The organism is Massilia sp. YIM B02769 (genome assembly GCF_030411995.1).
GTDB lineage: Bacteria > Pseudomonadota > Gammaproteobacteria > Burkholderiales > Burkholderiaceae_D > Telluria.
Genome location: NZ_JASNRC010000011.1, coordinates 138099 through 155054, shown reverse-complemented (window position 1 = coordinate 155054; position 16956 = coordinate 138099). Strand labels below are relative to the sequence as shown.

General features: G+C 62.8%; 8 protein-coding genes. 5 read left to right on the top strand and 3 right to left on the bottom strand.

What is annotated here, in order from left to right; translation table 11 throughout:
- Positions 1-28: 28 nt before the first annotated feature.
- Positions 29-3178, bottom strand: coding sequence for a multidrug efflux RND transporter permease subunit (locus QPK31_RS18790; RefSeq protein WP_290424406.1), 3150 nt, complete (start codon positions 3176-3178; stop codon positions 29-31).
- A gap of 159 nt (positions 3179-3337) precedes the next feature.
- On the opposite strand from QPK31_RS18790, the gene QPK31_RS18785 reads away from it, so the two are divergent.
- Both QPK31_RS18785 and QPK31_RS18780 read left to right on the top strand, forming a co-directional pair.
- Positions 3338-4063, top strand: a complete 726-nt coding sequence (locus QPK31_RS18785; protein ID WP_290424405.1) for a response regulator — start codon at positions 3338-3340, stop codon at positions 4061-4063.
- Between the two features lie 32 nt (positions 4064-4095).
- Complete coding sequence (locus QPK31_RS18780) at positions 4096-5169, top strand: ATP-binding protein (protein ID WP_290424404.1); 1074 nt, start codon at positions 4096-4098, stop codon at positions 5167-5169.
- Between the two features lie 45 nt (positions 5170-5214).
- Here QPK31_RS18780 and QPK31_RS18775 read toward each other — a convergent pair whose 3' ends face one another.
- Complete coding sequence (locus QPK31_RS18775) at positions 5215-7182, bottom strand: U32 family peptidase (RefSeq protein WP_290424403.1); 1968 nt, start codon at positions 7180-7182, stop codon at positions 5215-5217.
- A 253-nt stretch (positions 7183-7435) separates the two neighbouring features.
- Between QPK31_RS18775 and ftsZ the strand changes: the two genes are divergently transcribed.
- Entirely contained in the window at positions 7436-8578 is a 1143-nt protein-coding gene (gene ftsZ / locus QPK31_RS18770) for a cell division protein FtsZ (RefSeq protein WP_290424402.1), read from the top strand.
- A gap of 173 nt (positions 8579-8751) precedes the next feature.
- On the top strand, positions 8752-10179 hold the full coding sequence (locus tag QPK31_RS18765; RefSeq protein ID WP_290424401.1) for an MFS transporter: 1428 nt from the start codon (positions 8752-8754) through the stop codon (positions 10177-10179).
- A 672-nt stretch (positions 10180-10851) separates the two neighbouring features.
- Here QPK31_RS18765 and QPK31_RS18760 read toward each other — a convergent pair.
- Positions 10852-15243 (bottom strand): hypothetical protein, encoded by a 4392-nt coding sequence (locus tag QPK31_RS18760; RefSeq protein ID WP_290424400.1) that lies wholly within the window; start codon positions 15241-15243, stop codon positions 10852-10854.
- A gap of 498 nt (positions 15244-15741) precedes the next feature.
- On the opposite strand from QPK31_RS18760, the gene QPK31_RS18755 reads away from it, so the two are divergent.
- Complete coding sequence (locus QPK31_RS18755) at positions 15742-16944, top strand: DUF3800 domain-containing protein (RefSeq protein ID WP_290424399.1); 1203 nt, start codon at positions 15742-15744, stop codon at positions 16942-16944.
- The last annotated feature ends 12 nt before the right edge of the window (positions 16945-16956 follow it).

Genomic DNA, 16956 nt, shown 5'->3' with positions numbered 1-16956 from the left:
GAACGGCTTTCTTGCGGCCCGTCCTGGTTCAACTGCCCTCCTCGCAAACCGGCTCAGGCGCGGGCGCCGGCTTGCGCTTGCCCCGGCGCGCGGCGATTCGCTCCTGGATACCCATCACGACCACGAAAAACACCGGGACGAAGAACACCGCCAGCAGGGTCGCGCTGACCATGCCGCCGAACACACCAGTGCCGATCGCATGCTGGGTCTCCGAACTGGCGCCGCCGGCCACCATCAGCGGAATCACGCCGAGGCCAAAGGCGAGCGAGGTCATCACGATGGGCCGCAGCCGCAGGCGCGCCGCTTCGACGGCCGACCTGGCCAGGCCCTTGCCCTCCGCGCGGAACTGCCGCGCGACTTCGACGATGAGGATCGCGTTCTTGGCCGACAAACCGATTACCGTGATCATGCCGACCTTGAAGAACACGTCGTTCGGCAGCCCGCGTATCAAGACCGCCGCGACCGCGCCGACCAGGCCGAGCGGGACCACCAGCATCACTGACACCGGAATCGACCAGCTCTCGTACAGGGCGGCCAACACCAGGAACACGACCAGCATCGACAGCGCCATCAGCAGCGGCGCCTGCGCGGCGGACTCGCGTTCCTGCAGCGATTGCCCGCTCCACTCCAGGGCAAAACCCGCCGGCAACTGCCTGGCCAGGCGCTCCATCTCGGCCATCGCATCGCCGCTCGAATAATTCGGTCCGGCTGCGCCCGAAATGCTCACCGACGGATAGCCGAGATAGCGCATCAGCTGCGGCGGCTCTTCGGTCCATACCGGTCGCACGACCTCGCCCAGCGGCACCATCGTCCCGCCGGCGTTCTTCACGTTCAGGCGCAGGACATCGTCGACCTGCATGCGCGCGCCGGCCTCGGCCTGGACGATCACCTGCTGCATCCGCCCCGCGTTCGGAAAATCGTTGACGTAGACCGATCCCATCGCCGCCGACAGCGTGTCGCTGATGTCGGTAAAGGCGATGCCCATGGTCTCCGCCTTCGGACGGTCGATGTCGAGGCGCACGCTGACGCCCGGCGGCAGGCCCTCCGAATACACGCCGGCCACCACGCTGCTTTGCGCCGCCAGCGCGATCAGGCGGCGTTCGGCCGCCAGCAGGGCCGCCTGGCCCTGGGCGGCACGGTCCTGCAGGCGCAGCGCGAATCCGGACGAGGTACCGAGCCCGTCGATCGCCGGCGGCATCAGGCTCATCACCGATGCCGCGCGGCTGTCGGCCATCGCGGCCTGCGCCCGCGCCACTTCATCGAGTGCGGTGGCTCCGGCGCGCTCGTCCCAGTCCTTCAGCATGGTATAGGCCAGCGCGGTATTCGCGCCCGAGCCGGAAAAGCCGAAGCCGAGGATCAGCTGGTTGCCGCCCAGGCCAGGCCGCGCCGCCACGTGGCGCTCGTAGGCCTTGACCACCTCCAGGGTGCGCTCGCCCGTGGCGTCCGAAGGCAGCTGGAACGAGGTCATGAAGTAACCCTGGTCTTCCTCGGGCAAAAAGGCGGCCGGCAGCGAGCGGAAGGCCAGCCCGAGCACGAGCGCGATCGCCAGCCAGGCGAGCATCAGCCGTACCGGGCGGGCAATGCAGGCCGCCGTGGCGGCGCCGTAACGGCGCGTGAGCCTGTCGAAGCCCCGGTTGAACCAGCCGAAGAAGCCTTGCTTGTCATGGTGCCCCGCCGGGACCGGCCGCAGCAGCGTTGCGCACAGCGCGGGCGTGAAACTCAGCGCCAGGAAGGCGGAGAACAGGATGGACACCGACATCGCCACCGCGAACTGGCGGTAGATGACGCCGACCGAGCCGCCCGCGAAGGCCATCGGGATGAAGACCGCCGTCAGCACCAGCGTGATGCCGACGACGGCGCCGGTGATCTCCTTCATCGCCTTGATCGTCGCCTCCTTCGGCCCCAGGCCTTCGGTGGCCATCAGCCGCTCGACGTTCTCGACCACCACGATGGCGTCGTCGACGATGATGCCAATCGCCAGCACCATGCCGAACATGGTGAGCACATTGATCGAGAACCCCGCCGCCAGCATCACAGTCAAGGTGCCGAGCAGCGCGATCGGCGCCACCAGCGCCGGAATCAGGGTGTAGCGCAGGTTCTGCAGGAACAGGTACATGACCAGGAACACCAGCACCATCGCCTCGACCAGCGTATGGATGACTTTCTCGATGGAGATCTTCACGAACGGCGCCGTGTCGAACGGCACCGCGTATTCCATCCCGCGCGGCATCGACGGCGCCAGTTCCTGCAGGCGCGCGCGCACGGCGCTGGCGGTGGCCACGGCATTCGCGCCGGGCGCCAGCTGGATTGCCGCACCGGTGGAGGTGTGGCCGTTGTCGCGCGTGCTGAAGCCATAGCTCTGCGCCCCCAGCTCGACGCGGGCGACGTCGCCCAGAACCACGCTGGCGCCGCTGACGTTGGCGCGCAGGACGATGCGGGCGAATTCTTCAGGTGTCGACAGCTGTCCCTGCGCGCTGAGCGGCACCGTGATCTGCTGTCCGGGCAGCGCCGGCGCGTCGCCCACGCGGCCGGGCGCGATCTGGGCGTTCTGGCGTGCGATCGCGGCGGTCACGTCGCTCATTGCCAGCTGGTAGGCAACCAGCTTGGCCGGATCGACCCAGATACGCATCGCCTTCTCGGCGCCGAACAGCTGCACCCTGCCGACACCGGATACCCGGCGCAGCTCCTCGACCACGTTGCGCGCCATGTAGTCGCCCAGGTCGGTTTCGCTGAAGCTGCCGTCCGGCGTCGTCAAGCCGATGATCATCAGGAAGTTCGATGTCGCCGACTCGACCATCAGGCCGTTCTGGCGCACCGCCTGCGGCAGGCGCGGCTCCACCGCCTTCAGGCGGTTCTGTACGTCGACCTGGGCCAGCTCGGGATCGGTGCCCGGTCTGAAGGTGGCCGTGATCTGCGCGCTGCCGGTGCTATCGGTGCTCGATGCGAAGTACAGCATGCCCTTGACGCTCGACAGCTCGCGCTCGATGAGCCCGACGACGGCGTCATTCATGGTCCTGGCCGAGGCACCCGGATAGCTTGCGCTGATGCTGACGGACGGCGGCGCCACCTCCGGATAGCGCTCCACCGGCAGTTGCGGAATGGCGATCAGCCCGGCAAGGACGATGAAGAGTGCGAGCACCCAGGCAAAGACGGGGCGCTTGATGAAAAACTGGGGCATGGTCGATAATCCCGGGCACCGGCAGCATGAGCGGGCGGTCCCTCGATAAAATGTCGCGCTGGGGCGAAAGGCGGGAGTATGTTGTCCGCGTGTCGAGATTCGGTTGCAACTTGATGGAGATTCGATGGAGATGGCTGCGAAATTGCGCCTCCGGCCCGCATGAGCGGCGCCGTTGGCAACGCCATGCAGGACCAGGCGCTGGTACTGATCGCGGAGGACGACGACGAGATCGCCGCGATCCTGGCCGCCTATTGCGCACGCGGCGGCTTCCGGACGCTGCGTGCGGAAAACGGCCAGCGCACGCTCGACCTGCACCTGTCGGCCAGGCCCGACCTGGTCCTGCTGGACGTGCAGATGCCGGTGCTCGACGGCTGGATGGTGCTGGCGGAACTGCGCCGCCGCGGCGACACGCCGGTCATCATGGTGACCGCGATGGACGGGGACATCGACAAGCTGATGGGCCTGCGCACCGGCGCCGACGATTACGTGGTCAAGCCCTTCAACCCCGCCGAAGTGGTGGCGCGGGTGCAGGCGGTGCTGCGCCGGACGTCGCGCCAGCCCGGCGCGGCGCCGGACGTGATTCGCGCCGCGCAGCTGGCGATCGACCTCGGCAAGCACGAAGCGAGCGCGCAGCTGGACGGCCGCGAACTGGCCCTGCCGCTGACCCTGACCGAATTCCGCCTGCTCGCCCATCTTGCCCGTGCGCCGCGCAAGGTGTTCAGCCGCAGCGAGCTGCTGACGCACTGCCTGCCCGAAGGCGACACGCTGGAGCGCACCGTGGACAGCCACATCAGCAAGTTGCGCAGGAAGCTCGAAGACGCGGGCGTGACCGGCATTCCGGAAAACGTGCGCGGCGTCGGCTACCGCTTCGGTGGCGCAGCATGAGCGGCATCAGGGGAACCATCGGGAGCGGCAGGATGAGCGGAATGCACGGGCTGCGGCGCCAGATCGTGCTGGCGGTGGCCTTGCTCGTGCTGAGCGTGATGGTGGCCACGGTGATCGGCTCCTACGTGTTCTACGGCCTGATGTTCACCTACGCGCCCGACCATATTTCCAACCCGGGAGAATGGCTCCCGACCGGCCCGGAATGGGGCTGGATCCTCTCGTCGACGCTGGGCGCCGTGGCGCTGGCGGCGGCCGTGGCGATCAAGCTGTCGCAGCGGCTTCTGGTGCCCCTGACCTCGGTGGCGGAAAACCTGCGTCGCGTGTCGCAGGGCGACCTGGCCGCGCGCGCCACCGGCGCCGACGGCACGGTGGGCGAGGCCTCGCTGCTGGTGGAGGATTTCAACACGATGGCCGAGCGGTTGGAACGCATGGCCAGCGAACAGGCTTTCTGGAACGCCGCCATCGCGCACGAACTGCGCACGCCGGTGACGGTACTGCGCGGACGCCTGCAGGGCCTGGCCGAAGGCGTCTTCTTGCCGGAGCCGAAGCTGTTTCGCAGCCTGCTGGCCCAGGCCGAGCACCTCGGCGGCCTGATCGAGGACCTGCGCGTGGTCGGCCTGGCCGACAGCGGGCACCTCAGCCTGCGCCTGGAACGCTGCCGCCTCGCCGACGACATCCGCGGTGTCGTCGCCCTGCTGGGTCCGGACCTGCAGGCTGCGGGCCTGGCGCCCGCGCTGGACCTTGCCGAAGACGAGATCGACTGCGATCCGGGTCGCATGCGGCAGGCATTGCTGGCGCTGCTGGAGAACGCGCGCTGCCATGCCCTGCCCGGCACGCTGCGCATCGTGCTCGATTGCGCCGGCGGCCAGGCGCGCCTGGCGGTCAGCGACGACGGGCCGGGTATCGCGCCTGAGGCGGTGGCAAAAGTGTTCGAGGCTTTCCAGCGCGGCGAGGAAGCCAGGACTCGCCGGCCGTCGGGAAGTGGGCTGGGACTTGCGGTCGTGCGCGCCATCGCCCACGCGCATAGCGGGCAAGCCGCGTGCCGCCCGTCGGCCGGCGGCGGAACGACGTTCGAGATCGCCTGGCCGGCGAGCCGCGGCGCCTGAGCGCAGCCTGCGCCCGATGCGGCTATCTGGTCGACGCGCAGGCACTCATCGAGGTCGCTGGCGGTGGAAAGTCAGCGGGCTGTAGGCCACGGCGGACGGCGGCGGGGAGCGCAGGATGCCCGGCTTCATCGCACCGACGACGTGCATCTCGCAGGGCTTGCAGTCGAAGCGCAGCGTGTAGGTGTCCTCACCCGACTTCAAGGTCATTGGCTCGGCCCGCACCTGGCCTTGCACGCCCTGCACGCCCTTGGCCTGTTTCGGGCACAGGTTGAACGAGAAACGCAGGCAGTGCTTGGTGATCATCAGCGACACCTCGCCCGCTTCCTGGTGCGCCTCGTAGGCCGCGTCGATCAGGCCCACGCCATGCTTGTGGTAGAAAGCGCGCGCCTTTTCGTTGTAGACGTTGGCGAGATACGACAGCTGGGTTGCCGGATACACGGCCGGCGGTTCGGCCGGCACCTTGCGCTGCGGGCGCTCCCACGCGGCCAGCCTCGCCGCCTCATGCGCCGCCACCGCGTCGCGGCGCAAGGCGTTGATGGCGGCGGCCGGCACGAACCACGGTTGCGACAGGTCCAGGGCGATGCCGTCGGACTCGAACATCGTGTTGCCCAGCTTGGTGAGGCTGGTGCGCAGCGCGGCGTCGGCCTGCTCGTAATTGTGCGCCGGCTGCAGCGGCAATTGGGCGCGCGTCACCGTCTCGATGCCATCTTCGTCGCGCAGGGTCAGCGCCAGGCCGTCTTCACGCTCCGACAGGGTCAGGTGCAGAGCCACTTTCCGGTCGGCCGAGCGCTTGTTCAGCGCCGCTTCCCATCCATGGTCGCGGTTGCGGTGGACCTCGGTGCCAGGTTTCAGACCGGGCAAGGCGCTGACCGGCTCGTTCGGGAACACGCGCCAGCACTGGCCCTCTTCGCTTTCGCCCAGCTTCTGCACCGTGTTCACTGCGATGCCGACGCTGGCGCGCTTGTTCATGTAGTTCAGGCCGTCGCCATTGGCCAGCGGCGCATCGGTCATCATCTCGAACTGGTCGAGGCCCACCCTGGTGACGGTGCCGACTTCCACACCCAGGTACTTCGGCGAATCGAAGGCGCCGATGTCGTCCTGGCGGCCCTGGGCAAAATAGTCGGTGTGGCCGCGATTGAAATTCTTGTCGACGTCGGGCGTGAAGAAGATCTGGGTGTGGCCGCTGGCGGCGCGCACGAAGCCAGCGCGGCGCTCCAGGATCGCGTCGAGCAGCAGGCGATAGTGGGCCGTGATGTTCTTTACGTAGCCCATGTCCTTGTAGCGGCCCTCGATCTTGAACGAGCGGATGCCGGCGTCGATCAGTGCTTCCAGGTTGCGGCTCTGGTCGTTGTCCTTCATCGATAGCAGGTGCTTGTCGTAGGCCACCACACCGCCCTGGCTATCGGTCAGCGTGTATGGCAGGCGGCAGGCCTGGGAGCAGTCGCCGCGGTTGGCGCTGCGGCCCGTATCGGCATGCGAGATATAGCACTGGCCGGAAAAGGCGACGCACAGGGCGCCATGGATGAAGTATTCGAGCGGCGTGTCGACCTGGGCGCGGATGCTGCGGATCTGGGGAATGGTCAGCTCGCGCGCCAGCACCAGCTGGGAGAAGCCGACGTCGCCCAGGAACTTCGCCTTCTCCACGGTGCGGATGTCGCACTGCGTGCTGGCGTGCAGCTGGATCGGCGGCAGGTCGAGTTCCAGCAGGCCCATGTCTTGCACGATCAGCGCATCGACGCCGGCCTCGTACAGCTGCCAGGCCTGCTCCCGCGCCAGGTCGAGTTCGGCGTCGTGCATGATGGTGTTCATGGTGACGAAGATGCGGGCGCGGTAGCGGTGGGCGAACTGGACCAGGCTGGCGATCTCTTCCAGCGAGTTGCTGGCGTTGTGGCGAGCGCCGAATGCGGGGCCGCCGATGTAGACGGCGTCGGCGCCATGGAGGATCGCCTCGCGGCCGATCTCGGCGGTTTTTGCGGGCGACAGCAATTCGAGCTGGTGGTCAAGCAGAGACATGGCGCGTTCCTGGTCGATCGAGACCAAAATTATAACGGTGGGGGCAGCCGATGTCATGCCCGCCATATCGGCAGGACGCGCATGCCAGCCCTTTCGCGCGATTGCACGCGCTCTTACAAATCGTTTCGATTGAAACCTTTTCACACTTTCGTGTGCGCGGTCGAGCAAGTAGGCTACAGGGCTTGTTAGCAAGCAGTACATAGCGCGCCGGCAACATGGCGGCCGACTGCCCTTTCTTCATACGGAGTGTCCCTTGTCCGAATCAAAAATTTCCCAGCCAGCAACCGTCATCAAGATCATCGGCGTCGGCGGTGCCGGCGGCAATGCCGTCAACCACATGGCGGCGTCGGAAGCGCCCGCTTTCGACTTCATCTGCGCCAACACCGACGCGCAAGCCCTGGCCAACACGCGTACCGAACACCGCATCCAGCTTGGCGAGAGCGGCCTCGGCGCCGGCAGCGACCCGGCACTCGGACGCGAGGCTGCTACCCGCGAACGCAGCATCATCGCCGACGCGCTGAAAGGTGCCGACATGGTGTTCATCACCGCAGGCATGGGCGGCGGCACCGGCACCGGCGCCGCGCCCGTCATTGCCGAAGTGGCGCGCGAACTGGGCATCCTGACGCTGGCCGTGGTGTCGAAACCCTTCGCTTTCGAAGGGCCGCGGCGCATGCGCGTGGCCGAAGAAGGTATCGCGACGCTGGCGCGTTGCGTCGACTCGCTCATCATCGTACTGAACAGCCGCCTGGAGGAAGTGCTGGGCGAGGATGTCACCCAGAAGCAGGCCTTTGCCGCCGCCGACGAGGTGCTCAGCAAGGCGGTGTCCGGCATTGCCGACATCATCGCCGTCCCGGGCATGATCAACGTCGATTTCGAGGATGTGCGCACGGTGATGCGCCAGACCGGGATGGCGATGATGGGCACGGCCCAGCACGCCGGCGAGGACCGCGCCGCCAGGGCGGCCGAGGAAGCGATCGCCTGCCCCCTGCTCGACGGCGCCAACCTGCGCGCCGCGCGCGGGGTGCTGGTGAACATCGCGGCCTCCGAGGACTCGTTGAAACTGCGCGAAACCAAGCAGGTGATGAACGCCATCTGCGCGCAAACGGGCGAGGACGCGATCATCAAGTTCGGCGCGGTCTTCGATGAGACCTTGGGCGACGAGATGCGCGTGACGGTGGTGGCAACGGGCTTGAACCGGCCTAGCGATCTGGTGCTGAACAGCAGGCGCGGATCGTCCGCACGCCCGGGAGCGCAGCCGGCGCCGGTGCTGCGCCCATCGGCCTTGCACGCGGCAGTTCGGCCGGGTGCTTTACAGCAGGGATCGCAGCAGGGATCGCTGCAAGAAGCGCAACAAGGATCGCACCAGGGAGTTCAAACCGACTCCTTGTCACGCTGAGTACGCGACCTGAAAATCGGTGTGGATCTGGCTGTCCAAGTCGCCAGCCACGCTTTTGTCTCCGCAATGACAACGCGCTCAAGTGTGCGCATACGAACAGACGTCAACCTGGCGGATCAGCATGCTGCAATCATGCTGCCATCGCATGAATCCCGACTCCCGGAGGCCCGCGCGTGAGCGTCCTGCCCAGCGACTGCGACCGCGCGCTCGCCGCGGGCGCCGCGCCGGCCCAGGTCGAGTCGCCCGCTCATCCGAACCTGGTGCTGTGCACCTCGATCCTGGCAAGCAGCCTGGCGTTCATCGACGGCTCGGTGGTGAACGTCGGCCTGTCGGCGATCGGACAGGATCTGGCCAGCCGGGGCGCCGACCTGTCGTGGGTGGTCAACGGCTACCTGCTTCCGCTCAGTTCGCTGTTGCTGCTGGGCGGTGCGCTGGGCGACCACTACGGGCGCAAGCGCATGCTCGTGATCGGCATGGCCGTGTTCGCGCTGGCCGCGCTGCTATGCGCGCTTGCGCCGCGGCTGTCGCTGCTGGTCGCCGGGAGAGTGCTGCAAGGCATTGGCGCAGCGCTGGTGCTGCCGAACAGCCTGGCCATCCTCAGCGCGACCTTCGAAGGGGAGCAGCGTGGCCGGGCTGTCGGTATCTGGGCCGCGGCCGGCGCCGGAGCCGGAGCAATCGGACCATTTCTGGGCGGCTGGCTGATCGACGCCGTGGGCTGGCGCGCGGTTTTCTACATCAATCTGCCGATTGCAGCGCTGGCCATCTTCATGGCATGGCGCTTCGTGCAGGTAAAAACGAACGGCAAGCGGGTTCCGCTCGACCCGCTCGGCGCGGTGCTCGCCAGCCTGGGGCTCGCCTGCCTCACCTGGGGCCTGGCCGAGGCATCGGCCGAAAAACACCTGACCCTGTGGGCAGGAATGGCGCTCGCGGCCGGCGTCGTGATCCTGCTGGCCTTCGTGTGGATCGAGCGCCGCGCCGGCGAGCGCGCCATGCTGCCCCTGACACTGTTCGGTGAGCGCGGCTTTTCCGGGCTGAACCTGATGACCTTCCTGCTGTACGGCGCGCTCGGCGCCTTGATGCTGCTGATACCGTTCGTGCTGATCCAGGCGCTGGATTACTCGGCCAAGCAAGCCGGGGCGGCGCTACTGCCCTTTCCGATCGTGCTGGCGATCGGTTCGCCGTTCATGGGGCGCTTCGCCGCCAAGCACGGCTCGCGCCTGCCGTTATCCATCGGCGCGCTGATCGTGGCAGGCGGCTTCCTGCTGGCCATGCGCATCGGGGGCGGCAGCTATGCAACGACGGTACTGCCGGCCATGCTGGTGATCGCGCTGGGCATGGCGTGTGTGGCGGCGCCGTTGACCACGGCCGTGCTATCGTCAGTGGATGAAAGCCATACCGGGATCGCATCCGGCTTTAACAGCGCGGTGGCGCGTGGCGGCGGGCTGATCGCCACGGCGATGCTGGGCGTGGTGCTCACTGCACAGGGCCGCGCCCTGCTGGCACCGTTTCATGCGGCGCTGGCGGTGTGTGCTGCAAGTGCCGCTGCCGCGGCGGTCTGCGCCTTTATCTGGGTACGGCCGAGCAAGACGTTGCCTAAATAACCTATCTAGAATCGCGATCCGTTCGCCAGGCAAGTGCGATCCTCTCAGGATTCTCGGATGAACCATGTTTGAAGCAAGCCCACGCGACTAGCCGCGCATTGCTGAATCTTGCAAAAAAGCTCGCCGAGCGGACTGTCCCACCATGCTGGACGGTTTGTCCTATCACGCCGCGTTTATTTCAGTCTGCGCTAGGACCAGACTGCATGTGACATCATTACGTCAGGGAAGCAGACATTGGAAAATTAAAACGACGTCGAGTCGGCAGCCATTGGAACGAAAGAACATTTTTCGACCCGCGCGGCCAAGCCTGGTCTTCATTTGATATGTTCCGTTACGCTTGTCCTGTTGATTTTGTTGTGGTTTGGCACTCAGGACGGAGAGCTAACTAGCGTGGCATCTACCTGGGCAGTGGCCACCGTCGCATGCGGCGGCATTCTCATGTTCACCGATGTTGCTGCCGGTATTTGTTATAGTGATACCGTCAGGCCTGCTCGCCTTAGCAATCATCGCGGTAACAGTCCTTCCAGTGAATTCATCGGCTCGCAGCGCCCCAACGTCGGCATGAACCTTAGCGGCTGACTACTTTTGCGTGTCGTTACAGTCGTCGCGACGTCTTGAGGAGAGCCTGTCTGTGCCGCTGCTGTAGTGAGCGCTGGCTTGACCAGAATTTTCTTAAGCGGCTTTCTTAGCACCCGGCCCCGTACCTGCGGCGCTTTTCGAGGTCGTGCTCTTCTGTTTAGCGGCTTTTCTTGCCCTCGCTACTTTTATGTGCGCCGAAATTTCGGCCCGCTTGGTCAAGTCAATACCGATCACTTTGATCTCTTCGACAGCCGGGTGCGCCGTCGCAACTGACAACCAATGCATCTGCAGCCCCCGGATGAGTTCCTCGAAATTCCCCATCTCGCCGCCAGGCAGTTCCCAACGTTTTTGCACGCCGCGATGAACTAATAAGTAAATGCCGCGGCTTGATGCGTCATCACGTAGGTAATCACCCGCCAACTGTCCTTCAAGCCGCTCGAAAAGCTCTGGCCCGGTCCACTTATCCGCAATTTTGAGCTCGGTTGGTACCGGGCCTCTGAATGCGAAACCATGCCACCGTAGGTCAGGTCGTTTGGCATCGGGCAATTCTTCTTCCTGCGGTATCACGTACCGGTTTAGCGAGCTCTTGCCGCACCAAGCCGCAATAAAATTGCGTACCAACGTTTCGCGATCAGCCTGGATCAGGACCGACGCTATACTGGCGTCGCCATTCTCCAGCTCATGCTTCAAATCCAGCAGCCGCAACACCGCCAGATCGAACAATTCACGGTGGTTTGCCGGCGTACGCTCGAAGTCCTTTCCAAACTGGCTCACCTGCTCGGCCTTCCATGCCGGCCGTTCGCTATCAGCCTCTGCTTTTGACCTAGCCTGCAGAACGAACCAAGGCCGCTTTCTTACTTCAGGATGGGATTCGGAGATAGCTTTGAGCGCCATATATGCATCCCGACCGGGAATCTCCTTCAGGATGCCAACCAGTCTTTCACGTGCATCCTGCGCGTTGTCTCGCAGTCCGGGGGAATACGCGCCCATGTTAGCGCGAGCGATGTCTTCGTGAGACCGCACATGCTCGTGCACCAGAATATACAGGCGCCGCAATATGGCGGGCGAACGGAATCTATCGCGCACTCGCGATGACATCCAGTGGCTACCAAGGAGGTGCGTTACATATTTCATGACGTAAGCAGTACGCTCCTTCGCATCTGCGAGAGCGGACAACTGGGCTTCCACGGCCTCTATGGCACGCTCCGGATCGATTCCAGTCCAGACGGCCGCCCACAGCGGCCAATGTTCGGCTTCGCCATTGGATGCGATTTTATCAGCTGCCAGCGCCGCAATCGCCGCACCAGGCAGCTGCGACGCCTGAACGATATTTAACAGATACAGCAAACGTTCGGGACTCTTCGTCGAATATGTTCCCAGCAACGTCACGATGTCTGGCGCAACCTTCTCCCATAACCAGTCACCATACCGGCTCAGGTCGTAAATGATGTACTGATTACTGACGTTTTGCTGGACGTTCTGAAATTCGAAAACGACCTCTTTCAAGATCATGGGCTTTATTAGGTCGATGTGGGTCTTTGACAGCGCCGGGAACCAGTCTGGAAACCCATTCAGCTCCGACATCGCGTACCGAAACGCCAGGCCTGCCTCTGCAGGCGGCATGCTTTGAAACAGCATCGGAGTTTCAGCGGCTTCGATAGTAAGTCCTGCGAGACCGAAAAGATCTGCGGCAGGAGTGATGTGCAGGACAGCACCCTCCGAAACCAGCTGAGGAACATGATCACGCCAGAACCGGACCATACCGTCTCGGAATGCCCGGGGCGTAACGGGACCGAATTCATGTTCAAGCGCGCGCCAATTGCAATGGGTCCATTTCGCGCTGCCCTTGTTTTCTTCAAGTGCGCGCATGCGGTTGTACAAGTAGTACTGCGATCGAGAGACTGCTGAGGGGTTCTCAAAGCCGGGGTCGCGCAAGGTGGCAGCTTGGGCCTCGAGCTTCCCAGGAGCCTCGAGCCGAGCCTTCTCCTCCCGCTGGCGACGCGCGGCAGAACGACGGCGCAAACGTGCATTGTCGCGATCCATTTTCTTGTGCTCTTCAGATTTCTTCGGGGGATTCATGAGCTCAGCCAGACGCACCTGAAGGGCACCGTCATCGCCGACGGCTTTTCTCAGCTGGCTTGCTCGACTGCGCTGGCGGTCGGTCACTACGTACAACCTGAACGCGAGCGACAGTGCAATTAACTTGTCATCGCCCATCGAGCGGTCTGAAATTGCCTGCACGGCACTTTCGAAATCGTCGCTGTCGAAGGACAGATAAGAGGCGACAACCAAGGCCGGCCAGTCTTCGGCCAGTCGTTCACCGTTCTCCGCCCTGTCCTCGCGCACCTGTCCCACGATGTGCCAAAACAAAGCTAGCTTCAGTTCAGGCCACTGCTGAATGGCCTCGACCAAGCCCAGCTTTTTGATGTCGAACGCACGAGCGTCGTATTCTCCGCTTACCTGCAGCATATGAAAGACATCGAGCGACTTGGGTTCGAATGCCGCATCGTCGCGTTCAAGGATCAAGCGGCGAATGGCTACTCCCGCAGCGCGGCTCAGCCATCGATAGCGCTGTGAGAGTTCGCAGTACCGGCGTTCGATGACCGGTGGGGAGGTCAGGAATTCATGGAGCATCTCGACCGCACGGTAGACCAGCCGCGACGGAACCCGTTCAAAAAACGAGGCGACTTCCCTGGACAGTCCCGTGCTCCCGTATTCGTTGTATTCCATCAAGCGCGGGATGCAATCCAACACCCACTGGAGCGTTTGCTCGTCCGGGTGCTGGACGTGGCTGACTAGGTCTGCCATGCACTCACGATCGAGTGCATCTTCTTGCGCCAGGAACGTAGTACGAATCGATGCCATGTCCTCTGACGTGCCCAGATCGGCGACAGCACGGAAAGCCGCGATACGCGAAGCGCTGTCGGCCGTGACTGTGCAGGCCACGCAGATCGCTTCCGGAAGCGCACCATCCAGACGGCCTTGCCAGACCATTCGCAGCAAGAAAAAAAGGTTGTCGTCGTTTTCCCGGTACTTTTGGATCAGGCGGCTCACGGTCGCAGTTATGTCGGGCGCAGCGAAACGTTGGATCGCGGCGAAGTCGGCCATCAATCTTGTTGATGCGCCGCTGGCAAGCTGATCACAGATCTGCTCCAACATGTTGCTTCGCACATCAGGTGGCAATTGAACCGGGTCTCCGCCTTCGAACACGATCTCGGGTGCTACACGGCGTACCCTGGCAAGAATGCGATTGTCGGCCATGGCAAGCCACGGTAGCAGCGGTCGTAGCGACGGCACAACCACCTCGATACAATACTGCTCTCGAAAAAACAGTCCTTCTACATTCCGGCGCGATACTTCCTGGCTGAGCAACTTGAGAAACCACTGACTTGCCAAGTACTCTTTCACCGAGCGATGGTGAAAGCGGACCGCGCCATAAATATCCTGGGCAAACAGCGGCCGCTGGAGCAGCGTGCTCATTTCCTTATCAGTCCAATCCGTCAGTACGGCGTCAAGTCTCAAGCCCTGAGCACTCTGGCCGCCGTCTGGTATTTGGACGATCTGCTGGTTCGTCAGCATCAGGGCAGCAGCAATGATCTGAACGCCGTGCAGGGTTCGGTCGCTCGTGAGAGGCAGTGCTTCAGCACGGGTCTGGTCTGGCTCCTTCAGTCGGCGCTTGACGCTGTTCTCCATCAAGTCGAGACGGGATCCAATGGCGCCGTTGTCGAGCCAGAACCCCGTCAGTTCATCGAGGTCCTGCGGCCGGGCAGTGAACGACCAGGCATCGGCACGCTCAATAGCATCAAGGAAGGTTTGTATATCGGTGATGCCCCTTTCTTCGGCGAATCGTTTGACCTGCTCGGAGACAAGATCCTCCAGCGCGACAATCTTGAAAGAGGACGGACTCGCAACGCTTGTTACCCGCTTGCGATCGCCTTTCATCTCGCCAGTCTGGCGCAACGGAACCGTAGCCTTTACATCGGCGACAGGGAAAAGCTTGCCGCACAATTCCAGATCGGTTTTCGGTCGCCAAGCAGGCGCACGCCCGGTAAGGAGCAGATGCATCCGCTGCTTTGCTGTAGACACTCGACTACTAACCTTGCGCATCGCCGTCTCGAAATCCTGTGGCGATCGCAGGCGCGACTCGTCGATAGAATCAAGCAGTATCCAGCCTTGCTCGGATGATGACAGCCATTCCTGGAATTCGTCCAGTGATCCTTCCTCGAATGCACTGTCGAAATCAACGACGATATGCTCCAGGCGCAGGAAAAACGCTGCCTTGCCGTCTGCTCTCAAGCTCCGGGCAGCTTCGCGGATTTCCTCCGTCTTACCCGAGCCTGCTTCGGAGAGTATGACCACACGTGGTTCAGCGAGCAGGTCGGGCAAGGTCAGCGTAGCGTTGCCCGGTGAAAGCGCTCTGGCGTCGTCACCTTTTTTTTCGTCGCGCAGAAGTTCGCGAAAGGTCCGGTTTAGTTCTATGTGCATGAGTAGAATTTCAGTGGCAGAGATTCGACAACCCGTGAGAATGTAGCAGCATGAAGGAACAGTGGAATTAGCTGAACAAGTCCAATCCATTCTCGAGATAAGTGTACGGTGCACATCGCACTAGTTGCAAGTATAGGTAGCTCGCGCTTAACTAGACTGACCTTCGACTGGTCCGCGTACGTAATCGGCCAAACGCGCACGGGGGGGTTACTTGATGAACAATTCAGTCATTTGCTGAGTTAAACTAGCTAACGTATTGTCGGCTGAGCACAGGTAAATTGTCTGACCTCCAGTTCGTCAAATTGTGCATGACGACATCTAGGTTATGGAGGCAAACAGCACTAATTTACCCGCTGTTCACGGCAGATTTCTCAGCCAAAGCAGCGCAGGCGATCCAGAAAATTAGTGACGCCGGTTTTCAGTCGTCGCTGTCGTAAGTATTCCGGCGTCCAGTTGTAGTCCTCTGAATCAAGATATGATCTATCCTCAGGAGCAACGATGGCCAGTTACCCAGCCTATATTGATGAATCAGGAAACCATGATCTGGCGACCGAGAAAGATGGTGCGTCGCGATATTTTATTGTCCTGGCCGTGGTGGTCGAGCGTAACTCACTGCCTGCGTTGACGGCTGGCGTCACGCAGATAAAAGCCGACTACTTCGGCCAGGGAGAGATGAAATCCAGCCGGGTAAAGGAAGACCGCCGGATACGCATCCTGAGTGCACTGGCGCCACTCCCGTTCCGCTTCTATGCTGTCGCAGTAGACAAGTCGCGCGTAGATCGGGACAGCGGCCTCGCATACAAGACTTCGTTCATCAAGTTTGCCAATGGCCGGCTTTACAACGCGCTGTTCCAGAACCTCACGGACCTGACGGTGTACGCTGACGGCCACGGGGGCGCCGAATTCATCGAAAGCTTCAAGAAGTATCTGGAAACCGCCCATGCCCCTGACTTGTTCTCGCGTCCACAGGTAGAAGTCGTCGATAGTAGGCACGAGGTGCTGGTGCAGTTGGCGGACTTCCTCGTCGGTACGGCAGCCAAGATCTATGAAAACAAGGTAAGCGCCGAGGTCCGCAAGGTCTTCCTTGATTTCCTGGGCCAGAAGCGGATCAGGATCGACGAATGGCCGCCGCGGTTTGAAACCCATTACCCTGCCGCGCCTGGCACCAGCGATTTGAACCAGCAGGTGCGAACGATATCGCTTCGCGCCGCTACGCAATTCCTATGCGAGTTTGCCGAGGCTGAGGAAACTGAAGCCCGCATTCAGCATGCGTTCCTGAGCTATCTGCTGTTTCGCGCCCAGTTCCCTTCCGACGAAGAGTTCATGTCGACCCCGGAGCTGATCGAACACCTCGGCTCGCTCGGTTTCAAGGACGTCGACAAACATTATCTGCGGTCAAATGTCGTTTCGAAGCTGCGCGACCGTGGAGTGATCATTGCCAGCTCGCCGCGAGGCTACAAGATCCCCACGGGTTACTCGGACGTGATCGGCTTTGCCGAATTGGTTGATGGGATCGTTTCTCCGCTGTTGCAGCGCTTGCGACGCGCCAGCGACGTGTATGCGCTTGGAAGCGCGGGAGCGATCGATTTCCTGGGGGATGATCGATTCCGGCAACTGCGGCAGATTCTTGAAGTGGATTCGCTTGGCGGCCCCTCCCATCCCCGTGATCCGCACTGTGCTGACCAGCAAGCAATAAGATAAAAAACGAAAACT

Coding starts and splice junctions, on each gene's coding strand:
- QPK31_RS18790 (WP_290424406.1), bottom strand. CDS start 3,178: ATGCCCCAGTTTTTCATCAAGCGCCCCGTCTTTGCCTGGGTGCTCGCA.
- QPK31_RS18785 (WP_290424405.1), top strand. CDS start 3,338: ATGAGCGGCGCCGTTGGCAACGCCATGCAGGACCAGGCGCTGGTACTG.
- QPK31_RS18780 (WP_290424404.1), top strand. CDS start 4,096: ATGAGCGGAATGCACGGGCTGCGGCGCCAGATCGTGCTGGCGGTGGCC.
- QPK31_RS18775 (WP_290424403.1), bottom strand. CDS start 7,182: ATGTCTCTGCTTGACCACCAGCTCGAATTGCTGTCGCCCGCAAAAACC.
- QPK31_RS18760 (WP_290424400.1), bottom strand. CDS start 15,243: ATGCACATAGAACTAAACCGGACCTTTCGCGAACTTCTGCGCGACGAA.
- QPK31_RS18755 (WP_290424399.1), top strand. CDS start 15,742: ATGGCCAGTTACCCAGCCTATATTGATGAATCAGGAAACCATGATCTG.